Origin of the sequence: Desmospora profundinema (assembly GCF_031454155.1) — a bacterium.
GTDB classification, from domain to species: domain Bacteria; phylum Bacillota; class Bacilli; order Thermoactinomycetales; family DSM-45169; genus Desmospora; species Desmospora profundinema.
In genome coordinates, this window is record NZ_JAVDQG010000002.1 from 43,844 (window position 1) to 62,511 (window position 18,668).

Annotated in this window: 15 protein-coding genes; all 15 read right to left on the bottom strand. The window is 55.3% G+C overall.

The features are described 5' to 3' along the window. Nucleotides 1-15: 15 nt before the first annotated feature. The 15 genes from murG to JOE21_RS03905 all read right to left on the bottom strand — a co-directional run bounded on the left by murG (nt 16) and on the right by JOE21_RS03905 (nt 18,609). Nucleotides 16-1,119 (bottom strand): undecaprenyldiphospho-muramoylpentapeptide beta-N-acetylglucosaminyltransferase, encoded by a 1,104-nt coding sequence (gene murG / locus JOE21_RS03835; RefSeq protein WP_309862594.1) that lies wholly within the window; start codon nt 1,117-1,119, stop codon nt 16-18. Between the two features lie 31 nt (nt 1,120-1,150). Further along, nucleotides 1,151-2,251 carry a stage V sporulation protein E gene (gene spoVE, locus JOE21_RS03840; RefSeq protein ID WP_309862596.1) on the bottom strand — a complete coding sequence of 367 codons (1,101 nt, stop codon included), beginning with the start codon at nt 2,249-2,251 and terminating at the stop codon, nt 1,151-1,153. Nucleotides 2,252-2,299: 48 nt separating this feature from the next. Further along, a complete protein-coding gene (gene murD, locus JOE21_RS03845) occupies nt 2,300-3,667 on the bottom strand; it encodes a UDP-N-acetylmuramoyl-L-alanine--D-glutamate ligase (protein ID WP_309862599.1) in 1,368 nt (455 codons plus the stop codon). Then, entirely contained in the window at nt 3,664-4,668 is a 1,005-nt protein-coding gene (mraY, locus tag JOE21_RS03850) for a phospho-N-acetylmuramoyl-pentapeptide-transferase (protein WP_309862603.1), read from the bottom strand. The genes murD and mraY overlap by 4 nt, the downstream gene beginning before the upstream one ends. Further along, a complete protein-coding gene (locus tag JOE21_RS03855; RefSeq protein ID WP_309862606.1) occupies nt 4,658-6,052 on the bottom strand; it encodes a UDP-N-acetylmuramoyl-tripeptide--D-alanyl-D-alanine ligase in 1,395 nt (464 codons plus the stop codon). Before JOE21_RS03855 ends, mraY begins: the two co-directional genes overlap by 11 nt. Nucleotides 6,053-6,170: 118 nt before the next feature. Next, nucleotides 6,171-7,655 (bottom strand): UDP-N-acetylmuramoyl-L-alanyl-D-glutamate--2,6-diaminopimelate ligase, encoded by a 1,485-nt coding sequence (locus JOE21_RS03860; protein ID WP_309862610.1) that lies wholly within the window; start codon nt 7,653-7,655, stop codon nt 6,171-6,173. A gap of 89 nt (nt 7,656-7,744) precedes the next feature. Beyond that, on the bottom strand, nt 7,745-9,676 hold the full coding sequence (locus JOE21_RS03865; RefSeq protein WP_309862613.1) for a stage V sporulation protein D: 1,932 nt from the start codon (nt 9,674-9,676) through the stop codon (nt 7,745-7,747). Nucleotides 9,677-9,693: 17 nt separating this feature from the next. Then, complete coding sequence (locus JOE21_RS03870; RefSeq protein WP_309862616.1) at nt 9,694-9,858, bottom strand: hypothetical protein; 165 nt, start codon at nt 9,856-9,858, stop codon at nt 9,694-9,696. A 123-nt stretch (nt 9,859-9,981) separates the two neighbouring features. Then, nucleotides 9,982-12,117, bottom strand: coding sequence for a penicillin-binding transpeptidase domain-containing protein (locus JOE21_RS03875; protein ID WP_309862619.1), 2,136 nt, complete (start codon nt 12,115-12,117; stop codon nt 9,982-9,984). A 12-nt stretch (nt 12,118-12,129) separates the two neighbouring features. Further along, on the bottom strand, nt 12,130-12,522 hold the full coding sequence (gene ftsL / locus JOE21_RS03880) for a cell division protein FtsL (RefSeq protein ID WP_309862621.1): 393 nt from the start codon (nt 12,520-12,522) through the stop codon (nt 12,130-12,132). A 1-nt stretch (nt 12,523) separates the two neighbouring features. Next, on the bottom strand, nt 12,524-13,471 hold the full coding sequence (gene rsmH, locus JOE21_RS03885; RefSeq protein ID WP_309863786.1) for a 16S rRNA (cytosine(1402)-N(4))-methyltransferase RsmH: 948 nt from the start codon (nt 13,469-13,471) through the stop codon (nt 12,524-12,526). A gap of 18 nt (nt 13,472-13,489) precedes the next feature. Then, entirely contained in the window at nt 13,490-13,927 is a 438-nt protein-coding gene (gene mraZ, locus JOE21_RS03890) for a division/cell wall cluster transcriptional repressor MraZ (protein WP_309862624.1), read from the bottom strand. Between the two features lie 143 nt (nt 13,928-14,070). Further along, entirely contained in the window at nt 14,071-15,330 is a 1,260-nt protein-coding gene (locus tag JOE21_RS03895) for an adenosylhomocysteinase (RefSeq protein ID WP_309862627.1), read from the bottom strand. Between the two features lie 189 nt (nt 15,331-15,519). Further along, nucleotides 15,520-17,142, bottom strand: coding sequence for a bacillithiol biosynthesis cysteine-adding enzyme BshC (bshC, locus tag JOE21_RS03900; RefSeq protein WP_309862629.1), 1,623 nt, complete (start codon nt 17,140-17,142; stop codon nt 15,520-15,522). A gap of 60 nt (nt 17,143-17,202) precedes the next feature. Then, nucleotides 17,203-18,609, bottom strand: coding sequence for an MFS transporter (locus tag JOE21_RS03905; protein WP_309862632.1), 1,407 nt, complete (start codon nt 18,607-18,609; stop codon nt 17,203-17,205). Nucleotides 18,610-18,668: the final 59 nt, after the last annotated feature.

Below are 18,668 nucleotides of genomic sequence, written 5' to 3' on the forward strand. Positions count from 1 at the left end.
GTTTCACCGTATTTTTCACGATGAGACTCGGACGAGTTCATCTACGATCACCTCCGCCGCGTCAGGACGCCCCAGACGCTTGGACGCTTCACTCATGTGATGGTGGGATTCCGGATCTTTCATTATCGCCTCAATGGCGGTCCACAGGGTATTCCCTGTCAGCTCCCGCTCCAAAATCATCCGACCGGCACCCTGTTCCTCCAGCCACCGGGCATTCATTTCCTGATGGTTGTTCGTGACATACGGAGACGGTACCAGGATGGACGGAATACCCAAGGCGGTCAATTCAGCCAGGAAAGAAGCACCCGAGCGCCCCACCATCAACGAAGTGGCCGCCAATACGTCGGGCATGTTGTATATAAACGGTTGTACCGTCAGGTTGTCCATCGGTTCGTTATTCAGTTTAGCAGTAACCTCATCATAATGCACTTCCCCCGTTACGAAAACAAAGTGAAGCTCCTTGAATTCCCGCATCCGGGGAAGCATCGCAAGAACGGCTTCATTGATCGGCTTGGCCCCGCGGCTGCCGCCTGCAATCAGCACAATCGGCTTGTCCGATCCCTCCAATCCCAGAGAAGCCCGGCCTTTTACCGCATCGGCTTGAACCGCTTCCGTCCCCCGGGGGTTCCCGGTGTGGATCAGCCGCTTGGCTTTGGTCAGGTACTGTTCCGATCCGCTGAGACTAACTGCCACGGTGTCCACATAGCGGGTAAGAAAGCGGGTTGTCAACCCCGGTAACACATCCGGCTCCAGAATAAAGGTGGGAACATTCATCTTGGCAGCAGCGTAAAGAGTCGGACCGCTGACATAACCGCCGGTTCCCACCACCACCTCCGGTTCAAAGGATCGGATCGCTTCTTTGCAATCCCGGACCGCTTTGAGAAATTTGGCCACCGTCTGCACGTTATCCAGACTCAACTTCCGTTTAAATCCCTGGATCTCCACATCGAAAAACCGGATGTCACCCGCTTTGGGCACAATGGTGGCTTCCAGACCGTTCTTGGTTCCGATATAGGCGACTTCCACATCAGGGAAACGACGACGGACAGCCTGAACGATGGAGAGGGCCGGGTAGATATGTCCCCCCGTCCCTCCGCCGGAAAGAAGTATTTTTTTCATGGTACCACCCGTTTCCATTATTTTTCAGTTTTCAAACTTTACTGAAGCGGGACAGGTTTAGCAGCAAACCGACAGCTGCCAGTGTCAATGTTAAAGAAGAACCTCCGTAACTAAGAAAAGGAAGGGTGATTCCGGTAACAGGAAAAGCCCCTGTCACCACCCCGATGTTAATGACCGCCTGAATCGCAATCATACCCGTAACACCGGCGGCAACCAGACTGGAGAACATATCCGGCACCGTGATCGCAACCCGCAACCCTCTCCAAACAAGGATACCAAACAAGAGGATCACCGTCCCTCCTCCCAGGAAGCCCAGCTCCTCCGCCAAGATGGAAAAGATAAAGTCCGTATGGGGTTCCGGCAGATAAAGATGCTTCTGCCTGCTCATGCCCAGTCCCAGCCCCATCAAGCCTCCGGGTCCGATCGCATACAGGGATTGAATCAACTGATACCCGGCGCCCAACGGATCCTGCCAGGGATTTAAGAAAGCGGTAATGCGCTGAATCCGATAGGGTGCCGCCAAGACCAAGCTTACAAAGCCCAGCACCCCCACCAAGGATAACCCCAACAGGTGTTTCATCCGGGCCCCCGCCGTAAAGATCATCACCAATGCGGTCCCCATCATCACGGTGCCGGTACCCAAGTCCGGTTGCAGCATGATCAGGGCAAACGCAGATCCGGCGATGGCGAGAGGAACCAGCAGCCCCTTGGTGAAAGAGGTCACTTGGTGTGCATGGGACGTAAGGTATCGAGACAGATATAAAATAATTCCCAACTTGGTAAACTCTGATGGCTGGATGCTGAACGCGCCGATCCCGAGCCAGCTTTGCGCTCCGTTTCGCAAGATGCCAACCCCGGGGATCAACACCGCCACCAACAGGATAAAGCAAATCGCCAAGCCCGGCTTCGCCCAATGTCGAAAAAATTGGGGATCCAGCCGGGAAATAACCAACATCAGGAACACGCCCAACGCGGCAAATAACAGTTGCCGCTTCGCATAGTAAAAGCTGTCTCCAAACTTATGCAACGAGTAAGCGGCACTGGCGCTGTACACCATCACCACTCCGATGGCGAGCAACATAAAGATCACCGTAATGATGACCGGATCTGGAGCGTTCCGCGATTGGGGCATGGACCCTCACCTCATACAAGGGATTGGGGCAAGCCTGGCAAGCCCTGTTTAAAGACTATGCACGGCTTCTTTGAAAATGCTTCCCCGTTCCTCGAAGGAGGCATGTTGATCCCAGCTGGCGCAGGCAGGTGACAGGAGTACAATATCCCCCGGCTCGGCCATGTCAGCCGCCAGACGGACCGCTTCCCTGACACCGGAAGCCTGTCGGCGATGGACCACTTGCGCTTCTTGCGCCCGCCTTAAAAGAATGTCGGCGGTTTGGCCGAAGGTGACGAGCCCTTTCAGGCGATCCCGGAAAACCGGCGTCAATTCGTGAAAATCAATCCCCCGATCCAACCCCCCGGCAATCAGGACCACCCCCGAGGGGAAAGACTCCAACGCCGCAGTCGCCGCCTGAGGGTTGGTCGCTTTGGAATCGTTGTACCAGCGGACTCCATCTTTTTCCGTCACGAATTCCAGTCTGTGTTCCACACCGGTAAAGGAGGCCAGTTCATGGGCGATCGCCGTCATGGAACAGCCGGCTGCAGAAGCGATCGCAGCCGCAGCCAACCCATTCTCCACATGGACACCCGGCAGCCTCACCTTTGATACGGGCATTACGGCTTTCTCAGTGCCATCTTTCCGCTGCACAATCATTCCGTCTCGAATGTGCCAGCCTTGCGGTACCTCTTCCCGACGGCTGAACCAAACCACTCGGCCTTTTCGTTTCTCCCCGATTCTCCGACAAACCGGCGAATCCCAATTGAGCACCGCCGTGTCCTGCTTCTGCTGATTGGCAAACAGCCGGCTCTTGGAAGCGATGTAATCATCCATCCCTCCGTGGTAATCCAAATGGGCCGGCGTTACATTGAGCAATGCTCCGATCCGGGGGCGGAATCGTACCGTTCCTTTCAATTGAAAACTGCTCAACTCCGCTACCAGCCATTGATCCGGCTTCAATTCCGGGGCCACATCCGCCAGGGCTTGTCCGATATTGCCGGCTACATGAGAGGAAATGTCCCCCGTGGACAACATTCGTCCCACAAGGGACGTCGTTGTCGTCTTTCCATTGGAACCCGTAATCCCGATAATCGGAGCCTCGGTAACCAAATAAGCCACCTCTACCTCCGTCATCACAGGAATCCCCAGTTCCAACGCCCGTTTAATCGGGGGGGCATGATAAGGAATTCCCGGATTTTTCACCACCCGGTCCACCCCTGGCCCGATCAGATCATCGGGATGACCGCCGCAAATGACCGGTATCCCCCGTTTTTCCAATTCTTCTGCTTCCGGACTCTCCGAGCGGGGTTTGCGATCGTTGACCGTCACCCGTACCCCCAGCCGATGCAACAGCTTGGCCACTGCCACTCCGCTTTTAGCCAGGCCCAGCACGACCACATGTTGTCCTCTCCACTCTTCCAGGGCTGTTGGTTTCACCGCAGGAACACCTCCAGGTAGATCCCCAATGCAGCCGCGAGGAATCCGATCATCCAGAAGGTGGTTACCACACGCCATTCGGACCAGCCTACCAATTCAAAATGGTGGTGCAACGGACTCATGCGGAACACCCGTTTGCCTCTCAACTTAAAGGAGGTAACCTGAATCATAACGGACAGGGTTTCGATGACAAACACAATCCCGATGATAAACAACAACAATTCCGTTTTGGTGATTACCGCAAGCGCGGCCAAACCGCCCCCTAAAGCCAATGAGCCCGTGTCACCCATAAACACCTTGGCCGGATGGGCGTTAAACACCAGGAATCCGAGCAACGCCCCCACCATCGAAGCGGAAAAGATGACCACCATGTAGTTGCTCTGAACCAGACCGATGACGGCATACGCCCCATAAGCGATAGCGGCCGTTCCGGCCACCAACCCGTCCAATCCGTCGGTTAGATTGACTGCGTTTGAAGTGGCAATCATAATCAGCACCAGGAGCGGCAGGTACATCCAGTTCAATTCAAAATGAATAGCGGTACCGGGAATGCTGATCGTCGAGATGGATTCATACAACCCCCGGACCACCCGCACCTCCATCAATACCCAAAACAATACCAGGCCGATAAACAATTGTCCCAACAGCTTTTGCCGTGCAGTCAGCCCCAGATTCCGCTTCATCACCACTTTGATGTAATCGTCCATAAAGCCGAGGATTCCATACCCCAGCGTGGCGAACAGCAGGAAAAACAGGTCAGAAAGATGGCCGTCTTGATCGAAGATGTTACTGACGGGAATCGCCGTCAGCACCAGCACCGCCATGAAGATCGTGCCGCCCATCGTCGGCGTCCCGGCTTTTTTCTGATGGGTCTTGGGTCCTTCTTCCCGGATCGCCTGGCCGAACTTCAATCTCCGCAGGATCGGGATCACCAACGGTCCCAACAGCACGCCCAACCCGAAGGCGACTCCCAGCGGAACCATGATCATTCTAATATCCATCGCTCTTTGCCTTCTCTCCTTTGACAAGTTGCTGCACGACCGCTTCCAAGCGGGCGCCTCGAGACGCTTTTACCAGCAGTGTAACAGTTTCATCCCCCATTTGGAGCAATCGCTCGGCGGCGTCCTCGGCAGAGCGACAGTGGATCGTCGTCGCGTCAGCCCCCGCTTTTTGTGCCCCTTCAGCGATCCAGCGGCCCCGCCGTCCCAGAGTGAAGATTCGGTCCACCCCTTGTTTCACCGCATAAGCGCCAACCTCCTGGTGATACCGTTTCTCCTCATCCCCCAGCTCCAAAATATCCCCAAACAACACCCACTTCTTCCTCTCCGGGGGAAGCGAGACCAACAGATCGATGGTGGCCATCATCGCCCGGGGACTGGCATTGTATGCATCGTTAATAATGGTCATGCCATTGACCGCAATCAGACGTTCCAACCGCATTCCCGAAGCTTTCACCCGGTTGAACCCCTGTTGGATCTCCTGATCGGACAGGTTAAACTGCCGACCGATGGCGATGGCCATCATCGCATTCATCGCATTGTGCCTGCCCGGCAGACTTAAATGAAAACGATAGCCCGTGGAAGAAGAGCAAAAAGCGATCCCTTCCTCCCCTTTTAGCACCAGATCCCCGATTGGATCCGTATTATCCTTGCCGAAACCGACCGGGATCCGCTTTCGCGTCTCATCTCGCAGCCGTTCCTCCAAAAGCGGTTCGTCCCCATCGTGGACGAGAATACCACCCGGCTTCAATCCTTCCAAAATTTCCAGCTTAGCGTCAGCGATTCCGGCTCGACTCCCCAGAAACTCCAGATGGGCGTCTCCCACATTGGTGACGACAGCCAGATCGGGAACCGCCATTCGGGAGAGAAGGGCAATTTCTCCTGCGTGGTTCATGCCCATCTCCACCACAGCCACTTCGGTCTCTTCGGGCATGGACAGCAACGTGAGCGGCACTCCGATGTGATTGTTTAAATTGCCGCGGGTGCGATGGACCCGATAGCGGATTCCTAAGACCGAACCGATTAAATCCTTGGTCGTGGTCTTTCCATTGCTTCCGGTGACAGCCACCACCGTCGCCCCGATTGCTTGGCGATAAGCCGATGCCAACCGTTGCAGTGCCTCCAGCGTGTCATCCACCAGAACCAGAGGGATGGATGTCTCCGGAAGAGGTCGGGAACGTTCCCATAGTGCAGCGGACGCCCCTTTTTCCACTGCTTGTTTTAAAAAGTCGTGGCCATCAAACCGCTCCCCTTCGAGGGGAACATACAGTTGACCCGGCTCTAGTGTGCGCGTGTCCGTCGATACTCCTGTCACCATCGGATTCCCGGAGGGACCCGCCTGATCGCCACGGGCCATCTTCGCTGTATCGTGAAGTGTTCGTCGCATGATGCACTCCTTTGCCCAGGTCTTTTCGGTCATCTGATTATCCATATCCGCAGGCCCCGATTCGGTGCGGTCGTCTTCGTTCGTTTCGAAAAACGAAACAAAACCACACCGATCCTCCTCATTTTTTAAGGAAACATTGTATCGCTTTCCATGCCACCGATCGGTCATCGAAATCATGTCGGATTCCGTCAATTTCCTGGTATGTTTCATGCCCTTTGCCGGCGATGAGAACCACATCCTCCGGCTCAGCCTCCTGAACGGCACGGCTAATCGCCTCCGCCCGGTCCCGGATGACCGTCACCCGCTCCTTTGGAAAGGCCGATACCCCTTCCAGCATGTCGGCGATAATCCGATCCGGGTCTTCCGTGCGGGGGTTATCACTGGTAATAAACACCCGTTCACTTAAGCGGGCAGCGATCTCCGCCATAATGGGCCGCTTCCCCCGATCACGGTCGCCGCCGCAGCCGACCACACAAAGGACGGAACCCCGGGTAAACTCCCGTACCGTGGATAAAACATTTTGTAAGCTGTCCGGAGTGTGGGCATAGTCGACCAACACCGTGAAGGGTTGACCCGCATGTACAGGCTCCAGGCGTCCGTCCACTCCACCGATCGTCTCCAGGGACCGCCGGATACCCTCTAACGGTATCCCTTCTCCCAAAGCCGCGGCGGTGGCGGCCAGTGCGTTATATACGCTGAACTTACCCATCAGCTTCATATGGACAGCCGTCTCTCCCATGGGCGTAATCAGAGTAAACCGGGTTCCGCCCGCATCGATGCGAATGTCCCAAGCCTGTACGTCCGCTGCGCCCTCCACTCCGTAAGTCAAGACCTGTGCTGGTGTGATGCCGCTGTAATAGGGGCTTGCTTCATCATCCGCATTCAGCACCGCCAATGGCTGATCGGTCGCGGTATCCTCCACGCGATTACCCAGCTGACTGAACAAAAGTCCCTTGGATGCCCGGTAATGCTCCATGGTTTTGTGGTAATCCAGATGGTCCTGTGTGAGATTGGTAAAAACACCGGTTTTGCAATAGATGCCCCAGGTGCGTCCCTGATGGAGAGCATGAGAGGAAACTTCAATCACCGCATGGCTGCATCCGGCATCCACCATCCGGCGAAAGCTTCGTTGCAGTTCGACCACATCGGGTGTCGTATTTTTTACGGGAAAGCTCTCTTCCCCAATTTTCATGTCGATCGTACCGACCAACCCCGCCTTTTTTCCGGCATCCATCAGGATTCGCCGGATAAGATGGGCGGTAGTTGTCTTGCCGTTGGTGCCGGTGATCCCGATCACCTTTAACTCCCTCGTCGGATGACGAAAATAAGTGGCCGCTAACACAGCCATGGCACGCCGGGTATCAGGAACACGCACAACAACCGACTCCGTGTCCACTTCTTCTTCCGTCACGATCACCGCGGCTCCCCGTTCCAACGCCTGGGGAATAAAGCGATGACCATCCACCGTAAATCCTCGAATGGCGATAAAACAATAGCCCGGCTTCACTTCCCGCGAATCAGTGGTCAATCCGGTGATTTCGATATTGGCGTCACCGATCACCTTTTTTAACACTAATGAACGGGTCAATGTCTGCAAATCCATAAAGCCACTCCCTCTAAATGAAAGCATGCGGAAAGACACGAGAAATGCCAGGGTTTATGCCTGGCATCGATGGGATTATCATCCCTATTTTAATCTCCTTTTGATATTTTGTCACCCAGATAGATCCGGATCGGCGTTCCCTTCTTGACCCGTTCCCCCGGCTTGGGAGCTTGGCTGATCACGATACTTCCTTCCCCCCGCACTTCTAGAGGGGTATCGTGCAAGCTGTTACGGATATCCGACACTTCCTCTCCGATCAAATCCGGCACTTCCACAATCGGCGTAGTCAAAGGCGTTTTCTCCTGTGGAATCTGATCCTTCCGCTTTTTCACCCCGAGATGGCGCAAGCTGTCATGTAGGATGCCACGGACGATCGGAGCGGCCACCACTCCGCCAAATTGAACTCCCTTGGGATTGTCCACCGCTACATAGACCACCAGCTCGGGATCGTCAGCAGGCGCGAAGCCGATAAAAGAGACAATATGATTGTTTTTTAGATAGCCGCCATCCGGCCCCACTTTCTGGGCGGTTCCGGTCTTCCCCCCGACTCGGTATCCGTCGATAAACGCTTTGCGGCCGGTTCCTTTCGCGACGACACTTTCCAGAGCATGTCGCACTTCTTTGGAGGTCTCTTCCGAGATCACCCGGCGCCTGACTTCGGGTGTGGACTCTTCGATTGTTTCACCCGTTTCCGGATCCACCCACGCTTTTTGAAGATGGGGGATCATCAGATTTCCTCCATTAACCGTAGCTGCCACAGCAGCCACCTGCTGAATCGGGGTGACGGACACTCCCTGGCCGAATGCCGTGGTGGCCAACTCCACCGGTCCCGCCCGTTCGGGAGTGAACAGAATCCCCTTCGCTTCCCCGTTTAAATCGATCCCGGTTTTCTCGCCGAATCCGAACTTGTTGATATAAGAGAACAACTCTTCTTCCCCTAATCGCTGACCCAAATTAACAAAACCGGGGTTACAGGAGTTCTCCACTACTTCCAGATAGGTCTGGGAACCGTGCCCCCCGTGCTTCCAGCAACGAAGGCGTGCCCCCGCCACCTTGACGTAGCCCGGATCGTGAAAGTGCTCCCTCATATTTACTTTATTTTCCTCCAAAGCCGCCGCCAGTGTGATGATCTTAAATGTGGACCCCGGTTCGTAGGTTCGCCAGATCGGTAAGTTGCGGTTATACACCTCAGGGTCGGCATCCCGATATTGATCCGGTCGATAGGTAGGGCGGCTTCCCATCCCTAAAATTTCACCGGTTTTGGGGTTCATCGCGATCGCCAGGATATTTTCCGGTTGATACTGGGCCATGGCCTGGTCCAACTCCCGCTCCATGACGGCCTGAATCTGTTTGTCCAAGGTCAACACCAAATCCAGTCCGTCCCGAGGCGGAGTAAACTGGTCCTTGCTTCCCGGCAGTCGTTCCCCTTTGGCGTTGGCACTGAAGGATACGTGTCCCGGCGACCCTTTCAATTGATCGTCGTAAACCAGCTCCAAACCGGCCAACCCCTGGTTGTCGATCCCTGCAAATCCCAATACATGAGCAGCCATGCTCTCAAACGGATAATGCCGTTTGCTATCCTCTGCCACCACAATTCCCGGCAGCCGCAGTCCTTGGATCGCCCGCGCCCGTTCTTCGGAGATTTTCCTTCCTTCCGGAGTGATCCGGGTAATTAATTGTCGCTTGGTGATTTGTTCATAAATTTTCTTCTCAGGTGCCAGCAGAATACGGCCCAGTTGCCGTGCAGTCTCCGCCGGATCCTTGATCTGGGCAGGAATAGCCAACACCGACGGGGCACTGACATTGTAAGCCAGCGCTTCCCCGTTACGATCCAGAATTCTTCCCCTTTTCCCCTCAAAGGGGATATCCCGGTTCCACAGATCCTCGGCTTTGGCACTCAACCACTTTCCCTGGACCAGCTGCACGTAACCCAACCGGAACATCAATCCCGAAAACAGCAGGACTCCCACCAGCAACGCAACAAACAGTCGTTTTCGAACCAGATGGCTGGATGAGCGCAAACCTCCCGACCTCCCCTTTAGGCGAAGCCCTCCAAATGATGCTCCAAAGGCATGCCTGAACGATCCGTCAGGCGAGATCCCGGTGCGGTATGGCTCCCCGCCAGCCGCCATACCGCATCTTTCTTTTTCTTACGGAAAATCGAATGATCAGACAGGCCCTCGGGCAGCCTTTCTCGTTCCACTTATAGACAACCCTATTCATGCCTGAAAAGAGATAGAACGGAAGAAGGGACATCGGAAAATGGGCGCAAAAAACACAAACGGCGCCGGAGGATAACCGGCGCCGTTTGTGTTTTTGATTTTATTTAATCCGGCGGTTGCAAATTTAACTGAATCCGTTCCGCATCCATAATGCGTTCGCCTGCTGGAATCGATTGGGAGCGAACATACCCTTCCCCGGTCGTTTCCGCTTCCAGCCCCAACACCCGGCATAAGGCCAGCGCTTCCCTCAAAGGAAGGCCTGTCAGGTCCGGCATCGCCAGGGCGGGGGGATCTTCTGTAATCAGATAGACATTTTCTTTTACTCCTCTTTCTCCCGCAGCGGGGTATTGCCGGATCACTTCCCGGCCTCCCCCCAACACTTGAGGGTTCCAACCTTCTCCCCGGATCTCGGCCACTGCTTCATCCACCGGATGTTGAACCCAGTTTTTTAGAACTTTTGCTGCAGGAGCGTTCCTCTTTTTGGCTTCGGCGGGATCCCTCTCCTCCCCGTCAGGTGCCACCCCCATCTCCTGAAGAGCGTGTTTCATGATGTCACGGGCGGCGGGAGCGGCAACGGTCCCCCCTTGCCCCTCTTTTGGTTCATCCACCGCCACGTAAACAACGACACGGGGTTTATCCACCGGCGCAAAACCAATAAAAGAGACGATATACTGTCCGGATGCATACCCTTTGCCGCCGGGAAGCGGTTTTTGGGCCGTTCCTGTTTTGCCGCCAACCGTATAGCCTTCCATCCGGGCTTCCTGCCCGGTACCATCGTTTACCGCTCCCTGAAGCAACAATCGTACCTCTTTGGCCGTTTGAGGAGAGACCACATCTTTTCGGATGACCTTAGGGGATTCCTTCCGTTCCGCTTTTCCTGTACTGGGATTTCGGATTTCTTTCACCACGTGGGGACGAACCAAGATCCCGTTATTGGCGATGGCGGACACCGCCATCACCTGTTGGATCGGAGTGACTGCAATCCCCTGTCCGAAGGCACTGGTGGCCCGCTCCGTGGGATGCAAGGGGGCGTGACCGAAAAAGACGCCTTTGCCTTCAGCCGGCAGGTCGATCCCGGTGGCTTGACCGGTACGATTCGTAATGTTTCCGAAGCCGAAGCGGTCGATATAGCGGACGAGACGATCTTCCCCCAACCGTTCCCCCAGACGGACGAAGGCCACATTGCTGGACAGATAGACCCCTTCCGCAAAGGAGATTTCCCCCCATCCCTGTGCATTCCAATCCCGGATGGTGCGGTTTCCCACCTCGATCGTACCGGACTGAAACGTTTCACGGGAGTCAAACAACCCTTCCTCGATGGAGGCGGCCAATGTCACGATTTTAAAGGTGGAACCCGGTTCATACTGGGCACTTACCGCCGTATTTACATCATTTTCGCCGCGTTTCCAGGTGGAATCATATTGGGCCGGATTGAAGTGGGGACGACTGGCCATGGCCAGGATTTCCCCCGTCTGCGGGTCGGCGGCGATGGCGGTTGCTCCTTTGGCTTGATATCGGGCTACCGTTTGGTCCAAACTTTTCTCCATCTGGTATTGAATCTCACGATCCAACGTTAAAACCAAGTCTTTTCCGTTCTCCGGCGGGTGAAACGCTTCCGTGGAATGAGGGGCTTTATTCCCTTTGGCGTCCTTTTGAAAGCGGATGGAACCGGCTTTTCCCTTTAACACATTATTATAACGCTGCTCCACTCCACCGGCGGGATCCCCCTCCACATTGACAAACCCCAACACATGAGAGGCCTGGGAACCCTCTAAGTATTGGCGAGAGGTGGTCTGTATGGGATAGACGCCGTCCAAACCCAGCTTCATCACCCGATCCCGTACCTCCCGGGAGACCTTGTAGTTCCCGGTATGACGAAGCTCCACATGTTTGGCTTCCTTATTGGTCAAACGCTTCAACAGCGATTCCTCTGGGATCTCCAAAAGCGGGGAGAGCTGCTGAGCGGCTTTTTCCGGATCCTTTAACCGCTTCAGATCAACAGCAATAATGTAAGCATCCCGTTCCCTTACCAGTACATGACCGTTTCTATCCATGATGGAGCCCCGATCGGGTCGGATCATCGCTTGTTTTTCCCACGTCTTTTCCGCCCGTTCCCTCAGAAAAGAGGCATCCACCGCCTGAATCCAAAACAATCGAAAGATCACTGCCGATAGGAGAAAAATGGCTGTCATCCCTACCAGCAGTGATCGCAATCGGATTTGTTTATTGCTCGGCGTCAACGCTTCCCCTCCTCAGCCGCGATCATCGTCTCTGACCGGTAAACTTCCGCTGCCGGATGAGGGAGACCGTTTCTCCCGGATCAGTGTCATCCCCCGTTCCTCGGCAAATTGACGGATTCGTTCCCCGCTGCCCAGGTCGACTTTCTCAGTGGTCAGCTGCCGGTTGGATTCGGTGAGCTCCGCTGCTTCCCGCTCCAATTGCTGCACTTCCATGTTGATCTCGGTCAGCATGGCATGGCGGGACAAGACCAGGGAAGCAATGACAACACAGACGATCACGCTCGTGAGGTACAACCACTTCTCGACCGTCGGAAGCCCTTGCTTTTGAAGTTGTTTCTCTGTTCGGGGGACTTGGGGCTGTTCCAGCTGATGAGCGACCGAAGTGTTTCCCCGGAAATCTCTCATGTTATTCTTGACCCTCCTCACACTTTTCCGCAACGCGCAACTTCGCCGACCGAGCACGGGGGTTTCGTTCCACTTCCGCAGGCGACGGCTGCACCGGTTTCTTTGTAATGATGCGGATGAGCGGCTTCCGGCCGCAAGTGCAAACGGGGAAGTCCGGCGGGCAGATACACCCGCGCGCCCACTCTTGGAACATGCGCTTGGCAATCCGATCTTCCAGCGAATGGAAAGTGATCACACTCACCCGTCCGCCGGGGCGCAACCGTTCCAGTGTCTGAGTCAACGCCTCTTCAAAAGCGTCCAATTCGTCGTTGACCGCAATGCGAATGCCCTGAAAACTTTTTCTTGCCGGGTGGGGGCCACTCCGCCTTGCGGCAGCCGGGATCGCCTCTTTGATGATTTCGGCCAGTTCCCGTGTGCTTTTAATCTCTTGCCGGGTCCGGTATTCCACAATCCGTTGGGCGATTCGTCTGGCGAATCGCTCCTCTCCGTAACGGGAGAGAATGCGCGCAATCTCCTCCCCTGTCCACTCATTGACGATCTCCCGGGCCGTCAGGGGGGCATCCTGATCCATCCGCATATCGAGAGGGGCATCATGGTGATAGCTGAACCCCCGCTCCCCCTCATCCAGTTGCGGAGAGGAAACACCCAGGTCAAACAAAACCCCGTCGACCTCCTCGATCCCCCGTTCATCAAGCGCATTTGCCAAATGGCGAAAATTGCTCTTCACCAGGACAACCTTGCACGAGACTCCTGCCAGGCGCTCGGATGCCGCTTGAAGAGCCCGTTCATCCTGGTCCAATCCCACCAGGGTTCCGGACTTGCCCAGGGAGTCGGCAATGAGTAAACTATGGCCTGCACCGCCAAGGGTACAGTCCACGTAGATCCCTTCTTTCCGGATACATAGCTGTTCAACTGATTCTTGTCTCAATACCGTTTCGTGACGAAACAACGCCTTCAACCAACCTCTCTACAGTTCCAAATCCAAATCAACCAGCTTCTCCGCAATCTCGTTGAACGAATCCTCGGATTCCTCGTAATACGCTGACCACGCTTCTTTACTCCAGATTTCCACCCGGTTGGACACTCCAATAACCACGCATTCTTTCTCCAGCTTCGCAAACTCCCTTAAATTACCCGGCAGGTTGACCCGACCTTGCTTATCCAGCTCCGCTACCGTCGCCCCGGAAAAGAAAAAACGGGTAAAGGCGCGGGCGTCCTTCTTGGTGAAGGGCAAAGCCTTCAATGCAAGCTCCAGCTGCTTCCATTCTCCCATAGGGTAGACGAAGAGGCAGTGGTCTAGTCCACGGGTGACCACAAAAGAAGAACCAAGCCCGTCTCGAAATTTAGATGGGATGATCAGGCGGCCCTTCTCATCGACGGTATGTCGATACTCCCCCATGAACACGCCACTTTCCCCCCCTTCACTCTCCCTTATTCCCCACTTCTCCCCACTTTCCACCACACTGTAAATTATACCACAGGGAAACAGTAAAATCCTGCACCCTTGGTGCAGGATTTTTACAATTTCTTCTTTTGTTGCCAGATTGCTTACAGACGCCAGCTGGCCAGGTATTCCTCCTGTTCCTCGGTCATCTCATCGATTCGGATTCCGAGGGAATCCAATTTGAAGGAGGCCACCTGTTCATCAATATGATAAGGGACATCCAATACATGGGGTCCGATTTTATCATGGTTCTCATTGACATACATAAGGCAAAGGGTTTGCAGGGCAAAGGTCATATCCATGATTTCGGCAGGGTGCCCGTCGCCCGCCACCAGATTTACCAAACGGCCTTCACAAAGGAGATACAGCCTCCTACCGTCTTCCATTCGGTATTCCGTGATATCCTTGCGGACAATCCGCTTTTCGATCGCATGCCCTTCCAGGCTTTCTTTATCGATCTCGATATCGAAGTGACCGGCATTGGCCATCATGGCTCCATCTTTCATCAAAGGGAAATGTTCTTCAGAGATCACCCGTTTATTGCCGGTAACCGTGACAAAGATATCCCCCCGGGCCGCTGCTTCAGCCATCGGCATGACCGCAAACCCGTCCATATGTGCTTCCGTCGCCTTAATCGGATCCACTTCGGTGACGATCACCCGTGCACCCAGGCCTTCCGCCCGCATCGCCACTCCCCGACCGCACCAACCGTAACCGACGACGACCACGGTCTTGCCGGCGACAACCAGGTTGGACGCCTTGTTGATCCCATCCCAGACCGATTGGCCCGTACCATAGCGGTTGTCGAACAGAAATTTGGAATAGGCGTCGTTCACCGCAATCATGGGAAACCTCAGCTGCCCCGCCTTTTCCAGAGCCCGCAGGCGCAAAATTCCGGTTGTCGTCTCTTCACAGCCGCCTCGTACATATTCCAACAGATCGGGGCGTTCATCATGGAGAATGCTGACCAAGTCCCCGCCATCGTCAATGATCAAATCCGGGCGGGTTTCCAAGGTCATCATCAGATGATCCTTATACTCTTCCGGAGTCGGGTCGTACTTGGCAAACACCGTTACACCCGATTCCGCCAATGCCGCCGCTACATCGTCTTTCGTGGACAAGGGGTTGCTGCCGGTGATCGCCACTTGGGCCCCTGCATCCCGTAACAGTTCCGCCAAGCATGCGGTCTTTGCCTCCAGATGGAGTGAAATCGCCACTCGATGACCCGCCAGCGGCTGTTCGTGGATAAATTCTTCCCGGATTCGGTTCAACACCGGCATATGTTGGCGGGCCCAATCCATCTTGAGCCGTCCATGAGGAGCCAAACTTCTGTCCCGTACTACACTTTCAATCATGGAACTCATCAATATCCCAACCTCTCTTTATAGGGCGAAGCCCCCCAGATTGTCGTCCTGTAAGGGCAACCTCTCCATTTCGGGCGCCCCCGCATTGTCGTCCTGTAACCCGATCCGATTCAGACGGCCTCACCCTCCGCTTTCGCCGATTGGCTGGCCGGCCGTCCGACAATGTTTTGCCGCCCTTGTATTACGCTTTCATAAGTATATCATCCGGTGTGTCCGAATGGAAAGAAGGGGCGTATTCAACAAAAAATGTATCCAACTTTCTCCGTAAGCATTCCAGTAAGCGACTGGGTTGAATACCCTCTCCTGCGGCCGCCCGCCGGGAAAAAGGTGAGTTCTCAAATGGTGGAACCGCCCTTCTTCCGCCCGATCCTTCTCCCTGAGAGCCTGCCGGGATGCTTGCTCCAAGGCATCCGCCCCCTCCAATGCGCGCTTCAGACTGCTTTCACCCAACGCGGCCAAATCCGGACGAAGACCGGCCAACTCCCCGATCAAGGGTCGGTATGCGTCTTCCAATTGCCGGCGCAAACGCCCGAAGGAATCATCGGGATCCCATCCGTACCGATGCGACAGCCGGCGCGCAAATGTTTCTTGCCACCGCTTATGTACATCATCCAAGGTCATGCGATAGCGGCGCAGCCATTTTTCCTCCCGTCTTCCGATGAGAGTGGCCTGTATTCTCGGATACAGGATGGGCATCTCCATGCCGGCCGTTTCAAACGCTCCTTTCAGCAATCCCCAATAGGCAACTTCCCCCGGTCCAACCACGGTGGCCAGAGTGGGAAACAACCATTCCTGCATCAGGGGGCGGGTGATCACATTATTGCTGAAGACCTGTGGTCGTTCATCCAGCAAGCGATCCATTTCGTCGCTGGACCAACGCATCCCTTCCCGCGAATAAAATCCGGCCTCATCCCGGTAGAGCGCATGGCGCTCTCCGTCGACCTCCACAAAGAGATGGGCTTTTCCCGGTTGGAGATCTACTTTCGGGGCCATTTTCTCCCTTTCCAGAGCCAGCGCCCTTTCCCGGACCACCTCCCCCACCCGGGTTCCGTTCTTCAACAGCCACCGAAAAAAGGGCACCTCCAGCGAACGAAGGGAAGGATCGGAAGAGTCCACCAACAGCAGTCCGCGGGGTCCAAACCATCGATGCATCAAGCGGGCAAAGTGACGGGAAAAGCCATCCGCCCCCCGTGTGGAATCGAGCAACGCTTCCAGCAGCGCCGGCTTATGTTCGGTGTCCGGCAGGTGACGGATCACAGCCTCCACCCCCTGTGCCAAGCGCTCCTCTCCCGGCCGAATCGTCCCTACGGAGCGGCGTCCCGACACCTCCAGCGGAAACGGGATCCGTTCCACCCCGGTTGGAGAAGGGAGATAGACATGATTGACTTCGTCCCAATCGTGATCCTCGCCTGCGATCCAAAAAACGGGGATGACCGGACGATTCAACCGTTGTTGCTCCCGATCGGCCAATTGCAGGACGGTCACCGCTTTGTAAAGGGTGTATAAAGGGCCCGTCAGCCAACCGGCCTGTTGCCCCCCGATCACTACCAGACTATCCTCTTGAGTCAAGCGTTCCAAGTTGGCTTCCACCGCAGGATGGATGAGATCTTCTCCATGGTATCGCCTCAACACTTCCACTAACCGATGACGGGATACCCGCTCATGAAAATGTAAGCGGTCGGCCCGCGCCTGAAAGCTGGCATCATCTCCCGGATTGTACGGGTAGTGGTGGGCTACGTGATCAAAGGTGTGCAGATAGCGCCAGTTCAGCTTGTCTTGCGGTTCTAGAAAAGAATCCTCAATTCTCATCATACCCTCTTTTCTCCTCATCCATCTTTCCCAGTATAGCACGCACCTGCCAACAGGGGAACATCAGTCCGCCTCAGACGCCTTATTCTCCTGTTTCGGCAACGGCAACGTCAGGGAGAGTATAAACCCGATCACCGCAGCCCCCGCAGCGGTCAGCATTCCCATCTGATAGCCCCGTTTCCACAGCTCCGGCAGACCCGTCGACGTCACAGCCCAATCGGAGAAAACCGTACTCTCATAAAAGAAGAGACCGATCGCGATCAGGCCCAAGGCTCCTCCGGCGGCACGGAACATGGCCAACACCATGAGCCCGTTGCGCATCTGCTTGAAGGGAACGATTTCAAACAGCAGCCGATGAACCGGTGACGTCAATGTCAATCCCAACCCAAAACCCAAAACGGCCAACACCGGGGCCAAGACCGCTCTTTCCTCCACCAACGCCAGTGTGAAATAGGAAGCGGCAGTGGCAAAGAAACCGGCAGTCAACACACCGGGACAGCCCCAATGTTCCGAAGCCCAGCGTGCCAGTGGAATCGACAGCCAGGCTGTTGCCGCCACGATGGACAAATAGACTCCTCCGGTTCCCGCCGGTTGGTTCCCCACAGCTACCATCCAGCCCGGCACCAGCACGACCGCCACCCAGGTGCATCCCGCCAAAGTCACCACGAAAAACAGATTAAGTAAACGCAAATCGGTAAACCAGCCGGGATGAAACAGCGGCCGTTTCGACTGACGTTCCACCATCAGCATGGGAACAGGCAATCCCATCGTCAGAATGGCAAAGGGCAAAAAAGCCGGGTCGATCCAGGCAGCCCACCCTTTGGCTGGATCCAGCTGGGAGATGGCGATCATCGCCGACAGAAGAATACCGGCAAAATAAATCAGCCCTTCCGTGTGGTAGGGGGGCGTCCGCAGGGTTCCACCGAGGGAAAACCGAAATCCCCAAAGGAAAACTGCTAAAGCCGCACCCACGCTGAGCCAAAACAACCAACGCCAGCCAAAAAATTCAGTTACGGTGGATGACAGAAACGGCACGGCGATCACAACGCCGGTCAAACCCATGGTAGCTGCAGAGCGTATCCAATATTGACCAATCTTGGTGATCCGTCGGATCTCCATAGAAAGTACGGGGACGACACCCCCGGCGCCCACTGCCTGGATCACCCGACCGGCGATCAACGCCAACCAGGTGTTTGCGCTGCCTGCGACAAAAGAGCCTGAAGCAAAAAGAAAGAGGGAGAGGAACAACCACTCCCTTTTTCCTGCTTTGGAAGCCGCCAATTCCATTAAGGGCAACGCCAGGACAAACACAGCCAGATGCAAAGCGATCACCCAAATCACTCCGCGCACGGGAAATCCCAGATCTGCAGCGATCACTGTCAGAGAGGGAGCAATCAGGCCAATATCTAGCGCGCTGATCCAGATCGCGATTACAAACGTGTCCAATGACAAGCTCTTGCGAAAAGGCATGGGTATCGCCTCCCATGTTGTACCCGTCCACTCATGGATGAAACCTCGTATCGGATATT

Coding starts and splice junctions, on each gene's coding strand:
- murG (WP_309862594.1), bottom strand. CDS start 1,119: ATGAAAAAAATACTTCTTTCCGGCGGAGGGACGGGGGGACATATCTAC.
- spoVE (WP_309862596.1), bottom strand. CDS start 2,251: ATGCCCCAATCGCGGAACGCTCCAGATCCGGTCATCATTACGGTGATC.
- mraY (WP_309862603.1), bottom strand. CDS start 4,668: ATGGATATTAGAATGATCATGGTTCCGCTGGGAGTCGCCTTCGGGTTG.
- JOE21_RS03855 (WP_309862606.1), bottom strand. CDS start 6,052: ATGCGACGAACACTTCACGATACAGCGAAGATGGCCCGTGGCGATCAG.
- JOE21_RS03860 (WP_309862610.1), bottom strand. CDS start 7,655: ATGGATTTGCAGACATTGACCCGTTCATTAGTGTTAAAAAAGGTGATC.
- ftsL (WP_309862621.1), bottom strand. CDS start 12,522: ATGAGAGATTTCCGGGGAAACACTTCGGTCGCTCATCAGCTGGAACAG.
- JOE21_RS03895 (WP_309862627.1), bottom strand. CDS start 15,330: ATGAGTTCCATGATTGAAAGTGTAGTACGGGACAGAAGTTTGGCTCCT.
- bshC (WP_309862629.1), bottom strand. CDS start 17,142: ATGATGAGAATTGAGGATTCTTTTCTAGAACCGCAAGACAAGCTGAAC.
- JOE21_RS03905 (WP_309862632.1), bottom strand. CDS start 18,609: ATGCCTTTTCGCAAGAGCTTGTCATTGGACACGTTTGTAATCGCGATC.